Consider the following 19,227-nt stretch of genomic DNA (forward strand, 5'->3'; position numbering starts at 1 on the left):
GCCTAGTACGGCATTGGCTGTTTTTTATTTATCGTGTTTGCAGCTCTAGCGTCTTATCGCTTGCGGCTAACAGCTTTTCGCTTACAGCTTATCGCCTTACAGCCTTACTGCGTCAGGGTTAAATATTTACCACTTTGACTGAAGTCTAGCTGTTTAAGTGCACTCATACCCAGTAAAATTTCGTTTGTTTTCATCCCTGGGTTTATGTTTGCGGCGACATTATACAAAATAATGTTACCAATACTCAATTCGGCAATTTCGGTTTGCTGCACTTGGACACTGCCATTGGCGGTTTGCACGTAATGGTAGCCCATGATAGGAAGATTTAAATTGTCGGCAAGACTGGCGGGAATCGATACGTTAGTGGCACCGGTATCGAGCAAAAACACCACGTCGCTACCGTTAATAGAGCCGTTGGTAAGGTAGTGGCCAAAGCGATTGCGTTCGAGCGTAACCTCGCTGCGACCGTCTTGGGTTAAATTCATTTGTGGTTGCTGATTGGGGTTGTGTTGCTTTTGCAATACCCCTTGAAAAAACCAAAACATCAGCACAAAAAACAGGCCCCATGCAATCCACATCATGGCTTTGCCCATTTTTTTATTGTCATCAAATTCGCTCATAGGCTATGGTATCAGTTTTAAGAAATCCTATTAGATACTATGATGGTTGAGACCATGAAGATCAACAACGGTTGGTTAGACCTCGATAATTTTTGCATTCCGATTGAACACCAACCCTCCCCCTATTGTGATGATCGTGAAGATAGCGACATCAGTTTATTGGTCATTCACAATATTTCACTGCCGCCGGGACAATTTGGTGGTCCGTATATAACCGATTTATTTATGGGGCGATTAAATCCAGCCGAGCACGATTATTTTGTTGATATCTATCAACTCAAGGTATCGGCGCATGTTTTGGTGCGACGCGATGGTTCGGTTATCCAATATGTGCCGTTTCACAAACGGGCGTGGCACGCAGGCGTGTCCTGTTTTCAAGGCCGGGAAAAGTGCAATGATTTTTCCATTGGTATTGAACTCGAAGGCACCGATACTGCACCGTATACTGATGCTCAATACGCGTCACTAGCAACCATTACTCAGGCGATACAGGCCCATTATCCCGATATTACTGAACAACGTATCACTGGGCACTGTGATATTGCGCCGGGGCGAAAAACCGATCCGGGACAAAGTTTTGACTGGCACTGTTTCAGGCGCACACTCTCTGCTAAGCATACGTAACTAGCGACAGTGAACCTGTACAGGAGCGTTTAGCTGTTGTGCTAAGCCTTATTGGCGCTTTGTGTAGGCGAGACGAGTGTAAGGGATTGTGAATGTTTCGCGTATATTGATATACTGCTTTTTTATTGTATTGTTACCTTAAGTTATTAAATTGTATCGGTTATCTTTGAGCTGTTCGCTCAGACGATAGCAATGTTAACAAGGTTACCAACGACGGTTTTTTATATGAGTTTGATCAGTTTACTTTTTGCCCTTGCCGCCGAGCGCGTATTGATGTCGCAACGTTGGCATTTTGACGTGTATTATCGCGCTTATGTTCGTTTTGTTCGCCGCTTTGTGTCAAAGGGCGAAATTTGCAAAAGCCGTGGCAATTTACTCGCCTTTGCCGTATTGCCCGCGTTGGCGTTATGGGCTGTGCTTGAGTTTATCGACAGCGCCGTTATTGAGTTTTTGCTGTCAACCGCGATACTTATGGTATGTATAGGCTGTCAAACTGCGCGAAATGGTTATAAACACTTTTTAAATGCCGCAATGCGCGGTGACGATGTAGCCATGTCGCATCAGCAAATGCAACTACAGGGGGAGCAAAGTTTTGATGGCGAAACCTTTGGTCAAACCCTAGTTTGGTTAAACTATCGCTATTATATGGCGGTGATGATTCTGTTTGTATTTTTTGGCATTGCCGCGGTGGTGTTTTATCGTTTACTCGTGGCGGCTAATACCAGTATTCGACATGACAATGACGACTTGGTTTTACCTGAACAAGCACAACAAAAATCGGCTTCACTATTGGCGATTATCGATTTTATTCCGGTGCGCTTTGTCGCCTTTGGTTACATGTTGGTAGGTCATTTTTCACGAGCGCTAAGTACTTGGTTAGAAGGCTTGCTAAACAGCAAGTTAAGCAATCGCCAGTACTTGTGTGATGTTGCCAAACAGTCGGAAGAAATTACCGTTGCCGACGGTGACTACACCTCTGAGCCAAGCTTTTTGGTTCGCCTTGCCAAGCGCAATGTGATGTTGTTACTCGCAGCCGTTGCTTTTCTCACCCTTGCCGGCGCCGTGCACTAGTTGCTCGGCGCACCGCTCGCTATACCTTATCCCCTTATTTCAGTTACCAACAGCGCCACCTATATAACTATATTGTTATACATGGTGGCTGTGAGCTGCGTAGACATGTGCATTAGTGCAGTGGCAAGTTTGGCAATGACATCTATAGTGTTAGCTAGGCTGACTATTAAGGTACTTTCAATCAGCCTGACGGTTAATCGCTGACCCTTACCTATTATTGATTGGCTTTCGGTCGCTTAATACTTGCGATAACCGCTATCTAAGTCGGAATTTATTGGTCTTACCAATGGTGTTTTCTAACTACTTTACGCTTGTTAATACAATGTTTTTAGATGCATATTTATACTGGTCGTAGCTGTAATGATTTTACATAAGCCATTATATCTGTTATTTTAACGGCTGGTTTTGTAAAATTGGTAATACCAATTTACCATCAGTGTTCTGCGGCTTTAAAGCAACAATTTTGCTTTGGCACCGAGCAGACACTTTGGTAAGGCAGGCGAAAAGCACAAGGCTTATATTAATATCAATGGCTTACGAAAAGATAAAACAACCGAAGTTGTCGGATGTGATCACTGCTCAGTTAGAGGAGATGATCCGCGAAGGTAGTTTACGTGCCGGGCAAAAATTGCCACCGGAGCGCGAACTTGCTAGTCAGTTTAACGTGTCTCGTCCATCACTTCGCGAAGCCATTCAAAATTTAGAGGCGAAAGGTTTAGTTAATCGTCGCCAAGGCGGCGGTACCTTTGTTAGTGAAGACTTGCTCAAAGGCTTGTCCGATCCTCTGTTTGCGCTGATGGCACAACAAGGTGAATCGCAATTTGATTTGCTTGAGTTTCGCCACGGTATAGAGGGGATGGCGGCGTATTATGCGGCCATGCGCGGTACCAAAGACGACTTTAAAGTCATCGAAGAAAAATACGAAGCAATTAGCGTTGCCCACATTGAAAATACGGCGCTGCAGGAAAACTTTCGCGCCGAAGCCGAAAGCGTATTTGAGTTCTATCTCGCTATCTGCCAAGCATCGCACAATGCGGTCATTTTGCAATTAGCACGAGCAATGAGTGGCTTGCTGATTGACAATATTGAAAAAAATTTACAGGTATTAGCCAAGCGCCCTGATGTACCAGGGCGCATTGCGCATTACCGAAAACGCCTTATGGAAAGCATTATCAGTGGCGAACCCAACAAAGCATGGGGGGCAAGTCACAAAAATTTGGCCTACATCGAAGAGGTTATGCTTAATTTGGCACAAGAAAACTCGCGGGTGACACGCAGTTTGCGTCGTTTACAAACTCGCTAAACGTTTACTGCCTTTAAAATTAAGGTTTGTCGTTATTTTCGACTACATTTTAAGGCAACTTATACATTTATTACGTCCTTTAATAACAAAGGCGTGAAATTGGAGAAAAACATCGTTATGACTGATCAAATCAATCACGATATCGATCCACAAGAAACGCAAGAATGGTTAGAGTCATTAGACGCTATTCTTGAGCAAGATGGGCCAGAGCGTGCGCATCACATTCTTGAGTCGTTGATCGAACGCGCGCGTCGTGGTGGTACACATTTACCTTTTGACGCTACAACGGCTTACGTGAACACCATTCCTCCTGGGCAAGAGCCAAACATGCCAGCTGATCAAACGATTGAAGCGCGTATTCGCGCCGCGATCCGTTGGAATGCGATGGCGTTGGTATTGCGTGCTTCTAAGAAAGACTTAGAGTTAGGTGGTCACATTGGTTCATTTGCATCAAGTGCGACGTTATACGATGTTGGTTTTAACCACTTTTTCAAAGCTGCTAGCCCTGCAGACGGTGGCGATTTTATTTTTGCCCAAGGTCATATCTCGCCTGGTATTTACGCACGTGCTTTCTTAGAAGGTCGTTTGACTGAAAAGCAAATGGACAACTTCCGTCAAGAAGTTGATGGCGAAGGTCTGTCGTCGTACCCACACCCGCACTTGATGCAAGATTTTTGGCAGTTCCCAACGGTATCAATGGGCTTAGGTCCGCTACAAGCAATTTACACGGCTCGTTTCCTTAAGTACTTAACCGATCGCGGTATCAAAGACTGTTCAGGTCAGCGCGTTTACTGTTTCTTAGGCGACGGTGAAACTGATGAGCCAGAATCATTAGGTGCTATTGGCTTGGCAGCGCGTGAAGGCTTAGACAACTTGTGTTTCGTTATCAACTGTAACCTTCAGCGTCTAGACGGCCCGGTGCGTGGTAACGGCAAAATCATTCAAGAGCTTGAAGGTACCTTCCGCGGTGCTGGTTGGGAAGTGTGTAAAGTTATTTGGGGTTCTTACTGGGATCCACTTATTGCTCGCGACACCTCAGGCAAGTTATTACAGCTAATGAACGAAACGGTTGACGGTGAATACCAAAACTGTAAAGCCAAAGGCGGTAAGTACACTCGCGAAAATTGGTTTGGCAAATACCCAGAAACGGCACAGTTAGTGGCTAACATGTCAGACGATGACATTTGGCGCTTAAACCGCGGTGGTCACGATCCAGTAAAAGTATACGCTGCTTACGACAAAGCGATGAAGACCAAAGGCCGTCCAACGGTAATCTTAGCTAAAACTGTTAAAGGTTACGGTTTAGGTCAATCAGGTGAAGCACAAAACGTTGCTCACAACGTTAAGAAAATGGATATTGAATCAATCAAGCAATACCGCGATCGTTTCAATATGCCAATTTCTGATGATCAAATCGAAGATTTACCATTCTTCCGCTTTGCTGACGATAGCCCTGAAATGCAATACATGCGCGCTCGTCGCGAAGCGTTAGGCGGTCAGTTGCCGGCACGTCGTGAACAGGCTGATGAAAGTTTAGAGATCCCATCGCTAAAAGCGTTTGAAGCAATTACCAAAGGCAGTGGTGAGCGTGAAGTATCATCTACTATGACCTTTGTTCGCGTGTTAAATGCGTTGTTAAAAGACAAGAAAATTGGCGATCGCATTGTGCCAATTATTCCAGACGAAGCGCGTACCTTTGGTATGGAAGGTTTGTTCCGTCAAGTGGGTATTTACGCTCACGAAGGACAAAAATACGTACCACAAGATTCAGACCAAGTTGCTTACTATCGCGAAGATAAGAAAGGTCAAGTTTTACAAGAAGGTATTAACGAGTTAGGTGCAATGGCATCTTGGGTAGCCTCTGGTACCTCGTACTCAACGTGTAATGCAACGACTATCCCGTTTTACATCTACTACTCTATGTTTGGTTTCCAACGCGTTGGCGACTTAGCGTGGGCAGCTGGTGATAGCCAAGCGCGTGGTTTCTTATTAGGTGCAACAGCGGGTCGAACGACACTAAACGGTGAAGGCTTACAACACCAAGATGGTCATTCACACGTACAAGCGGGTTTGATCCCGAACTGTTTAACCTACGATCCAACGTACGGCTATGAAGTAGCGGTAGTTGTGCGCGAAGGTTTGCGTCGTATGTACGAAGAAAATGAAAACATCTTCTACTACTTAACGCTAATGAATGAAAACTACCAGCACCCTGCAATGCCAGAAGGCGTTGAAGATGGCATTATCAAAGGTATCTACAAGCTAGACCGCGTTGAGGCCAACGGTAGCGCCAAAGCCAATGTTCAGCTAATGGGTTCAGGTACTATCTTACTGCAAGTAAGGGAAGCGGCTCGTATCTTAGCCGAAGACTTTGCTATTTCATCTGACGTGTTCTCAGTAACCTCGTACAACGAGTTGGCTCGTGACGGTCAAGAAGCCTTGCGTTGGAACATGCTACACCCAGAAAGCGAAGCAAAAGTGCCGTACATCAGCACGGTTATCAGCAAAGATGCTGGCCCTGCGATTTCAGCTACTGACTACGTAAAAGCCTACTCAGATCAAGTTCGTGCATTTATCGACACCGACTACCGAGTGTTAGGTACTGACGGTTTCGGTCGTTCAGATTCTCGCGCTAACTTGCGTCGTCACTTTGAAGTGAACGCGCACTACATTGTTGTTGCGTCATTGTATGAATTGGCGCAGCGCGGCGAAATCTCAATGGATGTAGTTACCAAAGCAATTAACGACTTTGGTATTGATGCTGACAAAATTAACCCGCTTTACGCTTAATTAAGCAATTAGCGTAAGATAGGCAAGGATAACAACATGTCTGATATTAAAGAAATTGTTGTACCAGACGTTGGCGGTGACGAGGTCGAGGTAATCGAACTTAGCGTTGCTGTTGGCGATACGGTTGACGTAGAAGATGCGTTAGTCAGTGTAGAAACTGACAAAGCGTCGATGGATATCCCATCACCAGAAGCTGGTGTGGTGAAAGAAATTAAAGTGGCTGTTGGCGACAAAATTTCAGAAGGCGATCTAATCGTACTTCTTGAAACGGCAGCAAGTGCTGACCAAGCACCAGCAGAACAAGCACCCACAGCGCAAGCTGAGCAAGCCACACCGCAAGCGGCTAGCGCAGAGCAGGGCTCATCATCTCAAGTGATTGAGGTAATGGTACCTGACATCGGCCAAGACGGCGAAGTTGACGTAATTGACGTATTAGTTGCCGCGGGTGACAACATTGAAGCTGAAGACGGTCTTATTACGTTAGAAACCGATAAAGCCACCATGGATGTACCAGCTCCTCAAGCCGGTAAAGTGGTTGAGGTTAAAGTTGCGAGCGGTGATAAAGTTGGTGAAGGTTCTTTGGTGTTGTTGCTAGAAGTGGGCGAGGCGTCTGCTGAGCAACCTGTGGCACCTGCAGCGAGTACCGCAACCGAACAAGCAAGCCCTGCACCTGCTAGCAGCGAAGTTATCGAAGTAACGGTACCTGATATTGGTCAAGACGGCGAAGTTGATGTAATTGATGTATTAGTTGCCGCGGGCGATAGCATTGACGCAGAAGACGGTTTGATCACCTTAGAGACCGACAAAGCCACGATGGATGTTCCGGCACCGCAAGCGGGTAAAGTGGTTGAGGTTAAAGTGGCAACTGGTGATAAAGTTGGCACGGGTTCATTGGTGTTATTGCTTGAAACGCAACCTACAACATCAACACCGGCTCCAGCACCTGCTGCTCCTGCGCCAAAAGAGCAAACCGTTGTTGCAGCGCCAGCAAGTGCTGAGAAAAAAGCGGCACCGGTTCCGCATCACCCAAGTGCGGGTGCCAAACAAAAGCAAGGTCATATTTACGCGTCACCAGCGATTCGTCGTTTAGCGCGCGAGTTTGGTGTGGACCTAAGCCAAGTTAACGGTACCGGTAAGAAAGGTCGAATCCTTAAAGAAGACGTCCAATCGTATGTGAAATACGAACTGTCACGTCCGAAAGCGACGGCAAGTGCCTCAGTATCAGGCGGCCAAGGTGGTTTACAGGTTATTGCTCAGCCGAAAGTGGATTTTGCTAAGTTCGGTGAAGTTGAAACCGTCCCACTGACTCGTATTCAAAAGATATCGGGTCCAAACTTACATCGCAACTGGGTAACCATTCCTCATGTCACTCAGTTTGATGAAGCGGATATCACCAACGTAGAAGCGTTCCGCAAGGAACAAAACGTATTGGCTGAGAAGCGCAAGCTTGGCTTTAAGATCACGCCATTAGTGTTCATCATGAAAGCAGCCGCAGCGGCCCTGCGCGAGTACCCGGTATTTAACTCGAGTTTGAGTGAAGACGGCGAAAGCTTAATCATGAAGAAATACGTGCATATTGGTGTGGCGGTAGATACACCAAATGGTCTGGTGGTACCTGTGGTACGCGATGTAGATCAAAAAGGTATCTACGAGTTGTCAAAAGAGTTGCTAGAAATCTCTGCCAAAGCGCGTGACGGCAAACTAACGGCCAAAGATATGCAAGGTAGCTGTTTTACCATCTCATCACTGGGTGGTATTGGTGGTACTGCATTTACGCCGATTGTTAACGCCCCAGACGTTGCCATTTTGGGTGTCTCTAAATCGGAGATGAAACCAAAGTGGAATGGTAAAGAGTTCGAGCCGCGCTTGATGTTACCATTGTCATTGTCATATGATCATCGCGTTATTGACGGTGCGGTAGCCGCGCGTTTCAGCGTTTATTTATCATCAATGATGACAGATATTCGCCAGCTAATTTTATAAGCGAACTAGCCGGTGCTTGCACCGGCTTTTCTGCGTAATGGGCAGTGCTTAACCGAGATAAAATAGCCTAACGTTTATCGATATCGCCTCTGTTGCGTGTTGAAACATTAACTTTTGCATTATTTTGCAGAAATGTTGGCGATTTTTTATCACTCACGGTAAACTTGCCCGCAATAAAAACAGAGCGTGCGTTAAAAGTTTTCAAAATGGCTTTTAACTGCGCTTAAAGTAAGAATTTCACAACACGCCGTAAGTATTTTGGGGTGTTGTTTGGTCGCCGATAAAGCGGATTATTGGCGCTAGTATCAAGTATTTGAGGTAAACATGAGTAATGATATAAAAACTCAAGTCGTTGTGTTAGGTGCAGGCCCAGGTGGTTATTCTGCTGCGTTTCGCGCTGCAGACCTTGGTTTAGACGTAGTATTAGTAGAAAGCCGTAAAACGTTAGGTGGTGTTTGCCTTAACGTTGGTTGTATCCCTTCAAAAGCACTACTACACGTTGCTAAAGTGATCGACGATGCTAAAGAAATGGCGTCACACGGTGTTACTTTTGGCGCACCACAAATCGATTTAGACAAAATTCGCAGCTGGAAAGAAAGCGTAATTGGCCAGTTAACCGGTGGTCTTGCGGGTATGTCTAAAGCTCGTAAAGTAACAACGGTAACGGGGTACGGTAAATTCACCGGCAGCAACACCATTGCTGTTGAAGGCGAAGACGGCACCACCAATATTAGCTTTGACAATGCAATCATTGCCTGTGGCTCGTCTGTTATCGATTTACCCTTTATTCCAAATGACGATCCTCGCGTGATCGATTCAACTGGTGCGCTTGAGTTACAAGACGTTCCAGAAGAAATGCTGGTACTAGGTGGCGGTATTATTGGCTTAGAAATGGGTACCGTATACAACGCATTGGGCTCAAACGTTTCTGTTGTTGAATTTGCAGATCAACTCGTGCCTGCTGCTGACAAAGATATCGTTAAAGCGTACACCAATTACAACAAGAAAAAGTTCAACATCATGTTGTCTACTAAAGTTGTTGCTGTTGACGCCAAAGACGATGGTTTATACGTAACCTTCGAAGGTAAAAATGCGCCAGAAGGTCAAGTGCGTTATGACAAAATCTTAGTTGCGGTTGGTCGTAAGCCAAACGGTCATTTAGTTGCTGCTGACAAAGCTGGCGTTAATGTGGATGAGCGTGGCTTTATCAATGTAACCAACGAGTTGCGTACTAACGTTAACCACATCTTCGCGATTGGTGACGTGGTTGGTCAACCAATGCTAGCACACAAAGCAGTGCATGAAGCACACGTTGCAGCTGAAGTTATCGCTGGTAAGAAACACGTATTCGACCCGCGTTGTATTCCGTCAATTGCTTACACTGACCCTGAAATGGCTTGGGTTGGTATCACTGAGCGTGAAGCAAAAGAGCAAGGCTTGAACATCGAAGTGGCAAACTTCCCGTGGGCTGCATCTGGCCGTGCTATTGCATCAGCGCGCACAGAAGGTAAAACCAAGATGATCTTTGATAAAGACACGGGTCGCGTTCTTGGTGGTGCGATTGTGGGTATCAATGCTGGCGAAATGCTAGGTGAAATCTGTTTAGCCGTTGAAATGGGCGCCGACGCTGAAGACGTTGGTTTAACCATTCACGCTCACCCAACGTTAAACGAATCAATCGGTTTAGCGGCTGAAATTTTTGAAGGTTCAATTACCGATCTTCCTAACCCAAAAGCGGTTAAGAAAAAGAAGTAATTAGTACGTCAAACTAATCGGTTGTCGCCACTTTTGCGGTGACAAGTGCAAACGCCTTATAGAGTTATCTGTAAGGCGTTTTTGTTTTTAATAACTTATTAAAAGGCAAAGCTCGGAGTTGCCTTTTTGCGTACTGTGTTATTTAGAATACGGTTTCGCGTTTTATCACCTTGTTGAATTTAATAGTAAATTTCAATGGTGAATACCAGATATAAATATCAGTTATGACAACTCGGTTTAGTTTTTTGTCTAAATCCCGTATAATTCGCACGGTTTAAATGACGAAAATCAAATGATCTGTAATGCATTTACGCTTGGATTATTTGCGACACAGAAGAGAGGAAAGCAAAGTGCTTCAAGAATATCGCAAACACGTAGAAGAACGTGCGGCAGAGGGTATTGTACCTAAGCCTCTAGATGCAGAACAAGTTGCACAACTTGTTGAATTAATTAAAAACCCACCAGCAGGCGAAGAAGAATTTTTATTAGAGTTATTAACTCATCGCGTACCGCCAGGGGTTGATGACGCTGCGTATGTAAAAGCGGGCTTTTTGGCCGCAGTTGCTAAAGGTGAAGCGCAATCACCAATCTTAAACGCTGAACGCGCAACGGAATTATTGGGCACCATGTTAGGTGGCTACAACATCCAGCCAATGATCGACTTATTAGACGATGAGGCGTTAGCCGACAAAGCCGTGGCTGGTTTATCAAAAACGTTATTGATGTTCGACGCGTTCTTTGACGTTAAAGAAAAAGCCGATGCAGGTAATGAAAAAGCAAAAGCTGTTATCGAATCATGGGCTAATGGCGAGTGGTTCACATCGCGTGAAAAAGTCGCAGAAAAAATCACCGTAAAAGTATTTAAAGTCACGGGTGAAACCAACACTGATGACTTATCTCCAGCACCAGATGCGTGGTCACGTCCTGATATTCCTTTGCACGCGAAAGCGATGTTAAAAATGTCTCGCGACGGTATCAACCCAGACGACGATGGCAACGTTGGCCCTATCGCTCAAATTGAAGAATTACAAAAAGACGGTATCCCACTAGCGTACGTAGGTGACGTAGTTGGTACTGGCTCATCGCGTAAATCAGCGACTAACTCGGTGTTGTGGTTTATGGGTGATGACATCCCTTACGTACCTAACAAGCGCGGTGGCGGTGTGTGTTTAGGCGGTAAAATTGCGCCAATCTTCTACAACACGATGGAAGATTCAGGTGCGTTGCCAATTGAACTAGACGTACAAGCGATGAACATGGGTGACGTTATTGATATCTTCCCTTACGAAGGTGTTGTTAAGCGCTCAGGTACAGACGAAGTTATCTCTACGTTTAAGTTGAGCTCGGTACTTCTTGACGAAGTTCGCGCAGGTGGTCGTATTCCACTGATTATCGGTCGCGGCTTAACTACTCGTGCTCGTGAAGCACTAGGTTTGGGCGATACAGATCTGTTTGCTAAGCCGGTTGATGTGAGTGACTCTGGCAAGGGCTTTACCCTAGCGCAAAAAATGGTTGGTAAAGCGTGTGGCGTTGAAGGTGTTCGCGCAGGTCAGTACTGCGAACCTAAAATGACCACGGTTGGTTCACAAGATACCACCGGTCCAATGACGCGTGACGAGCTGAAAGATTTAGCCTGTTTAGGTTTCTCAGCCGATCTTACCATGCAGTCATTCTGTCATACTTCGGCCTATCCAAAGCCTGTTGATGTGCAAACTCATCACACATTACCTGATTTCATCATGAACCGCGGCGGTGTGTCACTGCGTCCAGGTGACGGTGTTATCCACTCGTGGTTAAACCGTATGTTGTTACCAGATACCGTAGGTACTGGTGGTGACTCGCACACTCGTTTCCCGCTAGGTATTTCATTCCCAGCTGGTTCTGGTTTGGTTGCATTTGCTGCCGCAACCGGTGTCATGCCTCTTGATATGCCTGAGTCAGTTTTGGTGCGCTTTAAAGGGGAAATGCAACCGGGTATTACGTTACGTGACCTAGTACATGCGATTCCTTACTACGGCATCAAGAACGGTCTATTAACTGTTGAAAAAGCCGGTAAGATCAATGAATTCTCAGGTCGTATTCTTGAGATCGAAGGTCTTAAAGGGTTAACGGTTGAGCAAGCGTTTGAGTTGTCAGATGCATCGGCAGAGCGTTCTGCGGCAGGTTGTACCATCAAGTTAGAAGAAGACTCAGTGAAAGAATACTTAGAGTCTAACATTGTGATGCTTAAGTGGATGATCAGCGAAGGATACGGTGATGTTCGCACCATCGAACGTCGTATTACGGCAATGCAAGAGTGGTTAGATAACCCATCGCTAATGGAAGCTGACCAAGACGCTGAATACGCACACGTACTAGAAATTGATCTGGCTGAAATCAAAGAGCCAATCGTTTGTTGTCCGAACGACCCTGATGATGCCAAACTGTTGTCAGAAGTTGCTGGCGATCACGTTGACGAAGTATTCATCGGTTCATGTATGACGAACATCGGTCATTTCCGCGCTGCGGGTAAGCTTCTTGACGGTTTCGGTGGCGTTTTATCGACGCGTATGTGGGTTGCTCCACCAACCAAGATGGACCGCGATCAGCTAACCGACGAAGGTTACTACTCAATTTACGGTAAAGCGGGTGTGCGCATTGAAACTCCTGGCTGTTCATTGTGTATGGGTAACCAAGCGCGCGTCGCTGATAAAGCAACAGTGCTGTCAACGTCTACGCGTAACTTCCCTAACCGTTTAGGTACAGGTGCTAATGTGTACTTAACCTCAGCTGAACTTGCCGCTGTTGGTGCTATTGTTGGTCACTTGCCAACGGTTGAAGAGTACATGGAGTACGCGAAGAAGATTGACGCGACAGCCGCGGATACCTATCGCTACTTAAACTTCCACCAAATGGAAAATTACACTAAAAAAGCAAAAGAAGTTGTTATTGCGCAAAACGTTGCATAACAGCAGTCTTTAATAGTGTTTACTAGGGTCGCTTAGCGGCCCTTTTTATTGGCTTAATATAAGTTACTGACGTATTTTTATAGTATGGATTATCAATTTACCTTAGATTTTATCACCGCTTCGCCACGCGCCGAATTTAGCTTGGAACATCAAATAATAGGGCCTTGGTTGGAATCGGAAATTGGCAACGATAGCAACAAACTGGCTGATGTTTTTCAGTTCATCACCGAACACGAGATGGACACCGCAAAGCAGTTGCTTACTGGCAAGGAATTTTCACTGGCAATTGAAGATGGCGAGATCACCATCTTTGCTAATGCAACGGACAGTGATGCGACTCTACCAGAGCAGCTATTAGCCGATGTCGATGACTTTGATATGGCGCAGATCGCCAGTTGTGGTATAGAAGACTTTGTTGAGATGTTACACGCGTGGCAGGCGTTTATCTAAGATGGCGAGTATTATTAGGCACCAGCCTTTTATTGTATGTGTCTCGTTGCGATAGCACTAAATTGCAACGCTCACTCAGTCGATAAAACTGCTATTGACCAGTGACTACAGGTGTTATTTATAGTTATTTTCGTTATTCTAAGGTATTGTTATAAAAGATTTTTAACCAATAATCTAAGCTTGAGTCTGTGTCGTTTAATAGTCTAACAGCGCTGTGGTCGGTAATTCAATCTACAGCGATGTTAAGTAACGCGCCTAAAGGGCTCAACGGCAACTGTGAAACTGTATTCAGGGATATGTAAATGACGTCAACAACCGAACCAAATAAATCGAGCAAATCACATCTTAAGCGCAATGTGTTTTTGGTTGTTATTATACTCGCCATCGGTTTTTTCGGCTTTCGCTTGTTAAAATCGATGGCGCCGATGCCTCCGAAAAAACCAATGGACAACAAAGCGCCGTTAGTTCAAGCGGTCGATATTGTGGTCGATGATGTGACGTTTTCTGTAGCTAGCCAAGGAACAGTCAAAGCTCGCACTCAAACCGTGTTGGTTTCTGAGGTGTCGGGCCAAGTGACATTTGTCTCAGATAAGTTTCGCGTCGGTGGCTTTTTCAGCAAAGACGAGCTGATGCTCGAGATAGACCCATCTATTTATCAAGTGCAATTGTTGCAAGCGCAATCGCGACTTGAATCAATGCAAGCGGCGTATATTGAAGAGCAAGCGCGCTCCGAGCAAGCCAAACAAGAATGGAAACTGACGGGTAAGCCTGTTGAAAAAGCACCTATTTTAGCACTGCGCACGCCACAGTTAAAAAAAGCGCAAGCCGATGTAAAAGCCGCAGAAGCTGATTTGCAAGAGGCACAGCGCAAGCTCAATCGCACCAAAATTTATGCGCCATACGATGCACTGGTTGTAGAAAAATATATTGATATTGGCCAGTATGTGGCCACGTCTAGCCAGTTGGCACAAACGGTTGCCATTGACTACGCTGAAGTGCGATTGCCAATCAAACAATCGGATTTGCGTTATTTAAACCTACCGAAATTGAATGAATCAGGCGGTAGCGAACGCGCCGTCACTCTGCTTTACGGCGACGGTGATAATCAACAGCAGTGGTCATCAGTTATCGCTCGCTATGAAGGGGTGGTAAGTAATCAATCACGGGTTCACTACATTGTTGCCCAGATTGATGATCCGTATAACCTGATTAATAACCAACGCAATTTTGAAGCCCGCATTGGTATGTTTGTCAACGCGGTTATCGAAGGGAAAACGGCAGATAACATAGCGATAATACCACGCGAAGCGGTGCATGGGATGAACACCGTCTATGTCGTGAGCAAAGACAATACCTTGCAAATTAAGCAAGTTGATATTGTTCGCTCAACGGCGGAACACTTGTTAGTAAAGAATCAGTTTAACCAAGGCGATAGACTGGTTATGACTCGCCTTAGAACACCAGTTCAAGGTATGACTGTTCGGGTTGAAGGTGATGACAGCGCTGATTCAAACAGTGATATAGAGGATAATGTAAACTCACAGCGCAGCAGTGCAGCCGAAACTCCGTCGTCAATTGCCACAAGCAATGACACACGCCAAACGACGAAAGAGGCTAATTAATCATGCAATCTGTTGATAGACCAACCGGTATCATTGCTTGGTTTGCGCGAAATAGCGTCGCTGCCAATTTGTTAATGGTATTTATTATCGTTATGGGTGTGTACCAATACATGTCGATAACGAAAAAAATGTTCCCCGAATTTAGCCCAAATACCATTATGGTTACGGTAACCCACCTCGGCGCGTCACCTGAAGACGTGGAACAGTCGGTATTGTTGCAAATTGAAGAAAAACTGGAAAACGTGCAAGGTCTTAAACGCGTTACCTCAGAGGCGACCGAGGGGTTAGGGCGAGTTATCATTGAAGTGAATTCAGGTTATTCACTTGAAGATAAGCTCAATGAAGTACAGATGCAGGTCGATACCATCACCACTTTTCCGGCGCAAATAGAGCGACCACTGGTAATGAAACAAGAGTTTCAAAGCGAGGTACTTTGGGTATCTGTTAACGGTGATATGGATAGGCGCACGCGCCAAGAGCTCGCGCAAGATATCAAAAACGAGATCATGGCGTTACCCGACGTCAACATCGCCGAAGTGGTCGGTTTGCGCGACTATGAAATTGCGATTGAGATCACCGAATTAGAGTTGCTTGAATACGGGTTAACCTTTGACGATATTTCGCGTGCAATTCAACGCTCGTCGCTCAATTTACCGGGTGGTACGATTAAAGCGAAAGGTGGCTATATTCAGTTGCGCACAGAAGGGCAGGCGTATACAGGGCAAGAGTTTGCCAAATTGGTATTGCGCACCGACCCTGATGGTACCCATTTGCGCTTAGGTGATATTGCCACGATCAAAGACACATTTGTTGAAGACGAGGGTTTTGCCCTATTTGATGGGCGTCCAACCACCAGTATTCGCGTTAAATCGGTTAGCGACCAGAACGATTTAGAAATCTCGCGCCAAGTAAGGCAATACGTTGCTAAAAAACAACAAACACTGCCAGATGGGGTCAGTCTTGATATCTTTGCTGATACCTCGTTTTATTTAAGCGAGCGATTGAGCATGATGTTTGAAAACTTGCTGCTTGGTGCAGCGCTGGTGTTTTTGGTACTGACCTTGTTTTTGCGTATTCGCGTTGCCTTTTGGGTAATGGTCGGTATACCTATCTGTTTCCTTGGCGCTTTTATGATGATGCCATTATTGGGTGATTACTCGGTAACGGTTAATCTGTTGAGCTTATTTGCTTTTATCATGGTACTGGGCATTGTGGTCGACGATGCGATTGTTATTGGTGAAAGCGTGTACAGCGAAGTGCAAAAGCATGGCCACAGCGTTGATAATGTCATTCGAGGGGCGCATCGCGTTGCTATGCCGGCGACCTTTGGTGTACTCACAACCATCGCCGCATTTGCCCCTTTGGTATTTATTGAAACCAACTTTTCCAGCTTCTTCCAATCCATCGCAATCGTGGTGATGTTGTGTCTGTTGTTTTCAATTATTGAATCGAAATGGATTTTACCGGCCCATTTAGCGCACATGAAATATCGCGAAATTGATCCCGATAACGCACACATTATTCATCGTATTCAATTGCGCTTTAAAGCCTGGCTAGATGGTTTTATTAAGCATCGCTATCAAAGTGTTTTGCGCATAGCGTTGCAATACCGCTATGTAACGATGGCGTTGTTTTTTGCGGTATTGATGATTTCGATGGGATTGGTTGCTGGCAGCTTAGTGAAAACCGAAGTGTTTCCCAATGTGCCAAGTGACTTTATCCGAGGCCAATTAGTCATGGAAGATGGCAGTGCACCAGAGCAGCGCAACCAAGCACTCACGCGTATTGTCGATGCCGGTTATCAAGTGGCGAGTGACAATCCACACCAAGGCGAAGAGTTTATTGATCACATGATGGTCTTTACCAATGGCAATTTGTCTGGTGGTGTGTTGATGGAACTGAAGAAGTCAGAGTATCGACAACTGACCGCTTTTGATATTGAAAAATTATGGCGTGAGCAAATAGGTGAAATACCCGGCGTGAAGGAACTGCGTTTGTTTGCCGGCACCAATGTTGGTGGTGGTGCCGCGCTAGAGTTTCAGCTTAACGGTATGGATGAGAATGAACTTGAGCAGGCGGCATTGGAGCTGCAAGCGAAACTCACAGAGTACGGTGGGGTTTATGATATTCGCAACTCGTTTAGTCGCGGTAGTGAAGAAATTAAATTGGCGATAAAACCTCAAGCGGAAGTACTTGGTTTGACGTTAGCCGACTTAGGCAAACAGGTTCGTCAAGCTTTCTACGGCGATGAAGCCCAGCGCATTCAGCGCGGCCGCAATGAAGTCAAAGTGATGGTGCGTTACCCTCAATCTCAGCGTCGCTCGATTAGTGATTTAGAGAATATGTGGGTGCGTACACCTAGTGGTGAAGAAGTCCCATTCTATCAAGTTGCCGACGTTGAGATACAGCAAGGGTTTTCAAAAATTACCCGCATCAATAATAAGCGTACCATTACCATTGCGGCTGAAATTGATAGTGAAAAAGTGGAGTCTCGCAAAATCTTGGCCGAATTTAACGGTGGTATCATCCCTGATATTTTAGCTAAATACCCATCAGTGAAATACGGCATGGAAGGGGCGAGCAAAGAACAGCAAGATTTTCTTAAACAGTTACTGTTTGCGGCCATTACCGCACTGTTTTTAATTTATGGTTTAATCGCCATCCCAACAAAGTCATATTCGCAACCCTTGGTTATTATGTCAGTGATTCCGTTTGGTATTATCGGGGCAATTTGGGGCCATTTCATCGTTGGTAAAACCATTAATATGATGTCGATGTACGGTTTTATCGCCCTCTCGGGGGTCGTGGTTAACGACTCCTTGATATTAGTCGATTTTATCAATCGGGCCAAGCAGTCGGGCAAGCGTATGCTCGATGTCGTGGTTGAAGCGGGTATGCAACGCTTTCGGGCGATTTTGTTGACCTCGCTGACGACGTTTTTTGGTATTTTACCGATTTATTTTGAAACCAGTTTGCAGGCTCAGTTTATCATTCCCATGGCGATCTCGTTGGGCTTTGGTATTATGTTTGCGACGGTAATTACCTTGTTTTTAATCCCCAGTTTATATTTGATAAGAGACGATGTTGGCCGCTTGGTTAAAGGTCGACGTAAACTTGGCTCAGAGATAAAGCAAGGCTAGATTTGATGTAGAGTGTGGGTGATTACTTACTTAATTGCCTTGGTTTTCGAATTAAAACGAGGCCAATTAGTGCGCCAACGGGGGCACTAATTGGAGATTGCCTCTCGTGCTGTTTTATTGCACACTAGCTTAAAAGCCGTTAAGGCAACGTATTAGCTTGTGTAACTTGTAATGAGGATGTCGATGAAAATAATCATATTACACGGATTGTTTATGAACAAAGTGATCATGGCTCCTCTCGCTCGGCGTTTAGAGCAACGAGGCTACAGCGTTGACAATATTTCTTACCCAAGCACTCGCGCGGATAAAAACGCGTTGTTCGACGATATCGACGCGCGCGTCGGTGAGGGGCCGACAGTGCTTCTGGGCCATTCTCTCGGCGGTTTAGTCGCCACCGAATACCTATTTGAACGCAAAGTGTCAGTTAACCGTATTCCGTTGGTGATCACCTTGGGCACACCGCATCAAGGAGCACAAATCGCCGAGGATATGAAAAAGGTTAACATTCAACGGTTATTGGGCTCGTCGGTGCAATTTGGCCTACTGCCTAAACACTTTGAAAAAGCCTGGCCATTGCCGCAAAAGTTGGTGTCTATAGCCGGTAGTCTCAATATTGGTGCTCGGCCTTTGCTCGATCGGGTATGGCGCGATGAAATCGAGCAATCAGATGGAACGGTGAGCATCAATGAAACCCGTATTCCCGGTATGACTGAGCACATTATTGTTAAGCAAACACATACTGCTATGGTGTATTCAAAAGACGTGGTTAATCTAATTGACGATATGTGTCAGAAATACGTGACGCAGCAAGAGCCATTATAACGTTCAACCACAAGTAACGGTGAGTTAATCGCTGTCGATATCGGCAGTAGAATTCAATACAGCGTAATAACCTTACTTGCTAATTCTCTTATATTGCAG

At 45.4% G+C, this 19,227-nt stretch carries 12 protein-coding genes; 11 read left to right on the plus strand and 1 reads right to left on the minus strand.

The window, feature by feature from the left end; all coding sequences use genetic code 11:
* Window positions 1–104: 104 nt before the first annotated feature.
* Window positions 105–620 carry a TIGR02281 family clan AA aspartic protease gene (locus ACAY30_RS02320; RefSeq protein ID WP_290252431.1) on the minus strand — a complete coding sequence of 172 codons (516 nt, stop codon included), beginning with the start codon at window positions 618–620 and terminating at the stop codon, window positions 105–107.
* A gap of 42 nt (window positions 621–662) precedes the next feature.
* Here ACAY30_RS02320 and ampD point away from each other — a divergent pair, with 42 nt between their 5' ends.
* The 11 genes from ampD to ACAY30_RS02375 all read left to right on the plus strand — a co-directional run bounded on the left by ampD (window position 663) and on the right by ACAY30_RS02375 (window position 19,128).
* Window positions 663–1,244, plus strand: coding sequence for a 1,6-anhydro-N-acetylmuramyl-L-alanine amidase AmpD (gene ampD / locus ACAY30_RS02325; RefSeq protein WP_371190241.1), 582 nt, complete (start codon window positions 663–665; stop codon window positions 1,242–1,244).
* Between the two features lie 225 nt (window positions 1,245–1,469).
* Complete coding sequence (gene ampE, locus ACAY30_RS02330; protein WP_290252432.1) at window positions 1,470–2,315, plus strand: regulatory signaling modulator protein AmpE; 846 nt, start codon at window positions 1,470–1,472, stop codon at window positions 2,313–2,315.
* 529 nt (window positions 2,316–2,844) lie between these two features.
* On the plus strand, window positions 2,845–3,618 hold the full coding sequence (pdhR, locus tag ACAY30_RS02335) for a pyruvate dehydrogenase complex transcriptional repressor PdhR (protein WP_290252433.1): 774 nt from the start codon (window positions 2,845–2,847) through the stop codon (window positions 3,616–3,618).
* Window positions 3,619–3,735: 117 nt separating this feature from the next.
* Window positions 3,736–6,408 carry a pyruvate dehydrogenase (acetyl-transferring), homodimeric type gene (gene aceE, locus ACAY30_RS02340; protein WP_290252434.1) on the plus strand — a complete coding sequence of 891 codons (2,673 nt, stop codon included), beginning with the start codon at window positions 3,736–3,738 and terminating at the stop codon, window positions 6,406–6,408.
* 36 nt (window positions 6,409–6,444) lie between these two features.
* The gene (gene aceF, locus ACAY30_RS02345) at window positions 6,445–8,391 is read left to right on the plus strand and encodes a pyruvate dehydrogenase complex dihydrolipoyllysine-residue acetyltransferase (protein WP_290252435.1); all 1,947 of its coding nucleotides are present in this window, start codon (window positions 6,445–6,447) and stop codon (window positions 8,389–8,391) included.
* Between the two features lie 324 nt (window positions 8,392–8,715).
* Window positions 8,716–10,146 (plus strand): dihydrolipoyl dehydrogenase, encoded by a 1,431-nt coding sequence (gene lpdA / locus ACAY30_RS02350; RefSeq protein WP_290252436.1) that lies wholly within the window; start codon window positions 8,716–8,718, stop codon window positions 10,144–10,146.
* A 350-nt stretch (window positions 10,147–10,496) separates the two neighbouring features.
* On the plus strand, window positions 10,497–13,094 hold the full coding sequence (gene acnB, locus ACAY30_RS02355) for a bifunctional aconitate hydratase 2/2-methylisocitrate dehydratase (protein WP_290252437.1): 2,598 nt from the start codon (window positions 10,497–10,499) through the stop codon (window positions 13,092–13,094).
* Between the two features lie 84 nt (window positions 13,095–13,178).
* Window positions 13,179–13,544: a YacL family protein gene (locus ACAY30_RS02360; RefSeq protein WP_290252438.1), complete on the plus strand. Its 366-nt coding sequence runs from the start codon at window positions 13,179–13,181 to the stop codon at window positions 13,542–13,544.
* Between the two features lie 302 nt (window positions 13,545–13,846).
* The gene (locus tag ACAY30_RS02365) at window positions 13,847–15,166 is read left to right on the plus strand and encodes an efflux RND transporter periplasmic adaptor subunit (protein ID WP_290252439.1); all 1,320 of its coding nucleotides are present in this window, start codon (window positions 13,847–13,849) and stop codon (window positions 15,164–15,166) included.
* Between the two features lie 2 nt (window positions 15,167–15,168).
* Window positions 15,169–18,306, plus strand: coding sequence for an efflux RND transporter permease subunit (locus ACAY30_RS02370; RefSeq protein WP_290252440.1), 3,138 nt, complete (start codon window positions 15,169–15,171; stop codon window positions 18,304–18,306).
* A 183-nt stretch (window positions 18,307–18,489) separates the two neighbouring features.
* The gene (locus ACAY30_RS02375) at window positions 18,490–19,128 is read left to right on the plus strand and encodes an alpha/beta fold hydrolase (protein WP_290252441.1); all 639 of its coding nucleotides are present in this window, start codon (window positions 18,490–18,492) and stop codon (window positions 19,126–19,128) included.
* Window positions 19,129–19,227: the final 99 nt, after the last annotated feature.

Source organism: Thalassotalea ponticola, from assembly GCF_041379045.1.
GTDB lineage: Bacteria > Pseudomonadota > Gammaproteobacteria > Enterobacterales > Alteromonadaceae > Thalassotalea_A > Thalassotalea_A ponticola.

What these genes read in the sequence shown, in the direction of transcription:
- lpdA (WP_290252436.1), top strand. Translation starts at nt 8,716, where the DNA reads ATGAGTAATGATATAAAAACTCAAGTCGTTGTGTTAGGTGCAGGCCCA.
- ACAY30_RS02370 (WP_290252440.1), top strand. Translation starts at nt 15,169, where the DNA reads ATGCAATCTGTTGATAGACCAACCGGTATCATTGCTTGGTTTGCGCGA.
- ACAY30_RS02365 (WP_290252439.1), top strand. Translation starts at nt 13,847, where the DNA reads ATGACGTCAACAACCGAACCAAATAAATCGAGCAAATCACATCTTAAG.
- aceF (WP_290252435.1), top strand. Translation starts at nt 6,445, where the DNA reads ATGTCTGATATTAAAGAAATTGTTGTACCAGACGTTGGCGGTGACGAG.
- ampE (WP_290252432.1), top strand. Translation starts at nt 1,470, where the DNA reads ATGAGTTTGATCAGTTTACTTTTTGCCCTTGCCGCCGAGCGCGTATTG.
- ACAY30_RS02360 (WP_290252438.1), top strand. Translation starts at nt 13,179, where the DNA reads ATGGATTATCAATTTACCTTAGATTTTATCACCGCTTCGCCACGCGCC.
- pdhR (WP_290252433.1), top strand. Translation starts at nt 2,845, where the DNA reads ATGGCTTACGAAAAGATAAAACAACCGAAGTTGTCGGATGTGATCACT.
- ACAY30_RS02375 (WP_290252441.1), top strand. Translation starts at nt 18,490, where the DNA reads ATGAAAATAATCATATTACACGGATTGTTTATGAACAAAGTGATCATG.
- aceE (WP_290252434.1), top strand. Translation starts at nt 3,736, where the DNA reads ATGACTGATCAAATCAATCACGATATCGATCCACAAGAAACGCAAGAA.
- ampD (WP_371190241.1), top strand. Translation starts at nt 663, where the DNA reads ATGGTTGAGACCATGAAGATCAACAACGGTTGGTTAGACCTCGATAAT.
- ACAY30_RS02320 (WP_290252431.1), bottom strand. Translation starts at nt 620, where the DNA reads ATGAGCGAATTTGATGACAATAAAAAAATGGGCAAAGCCATGATGTGG.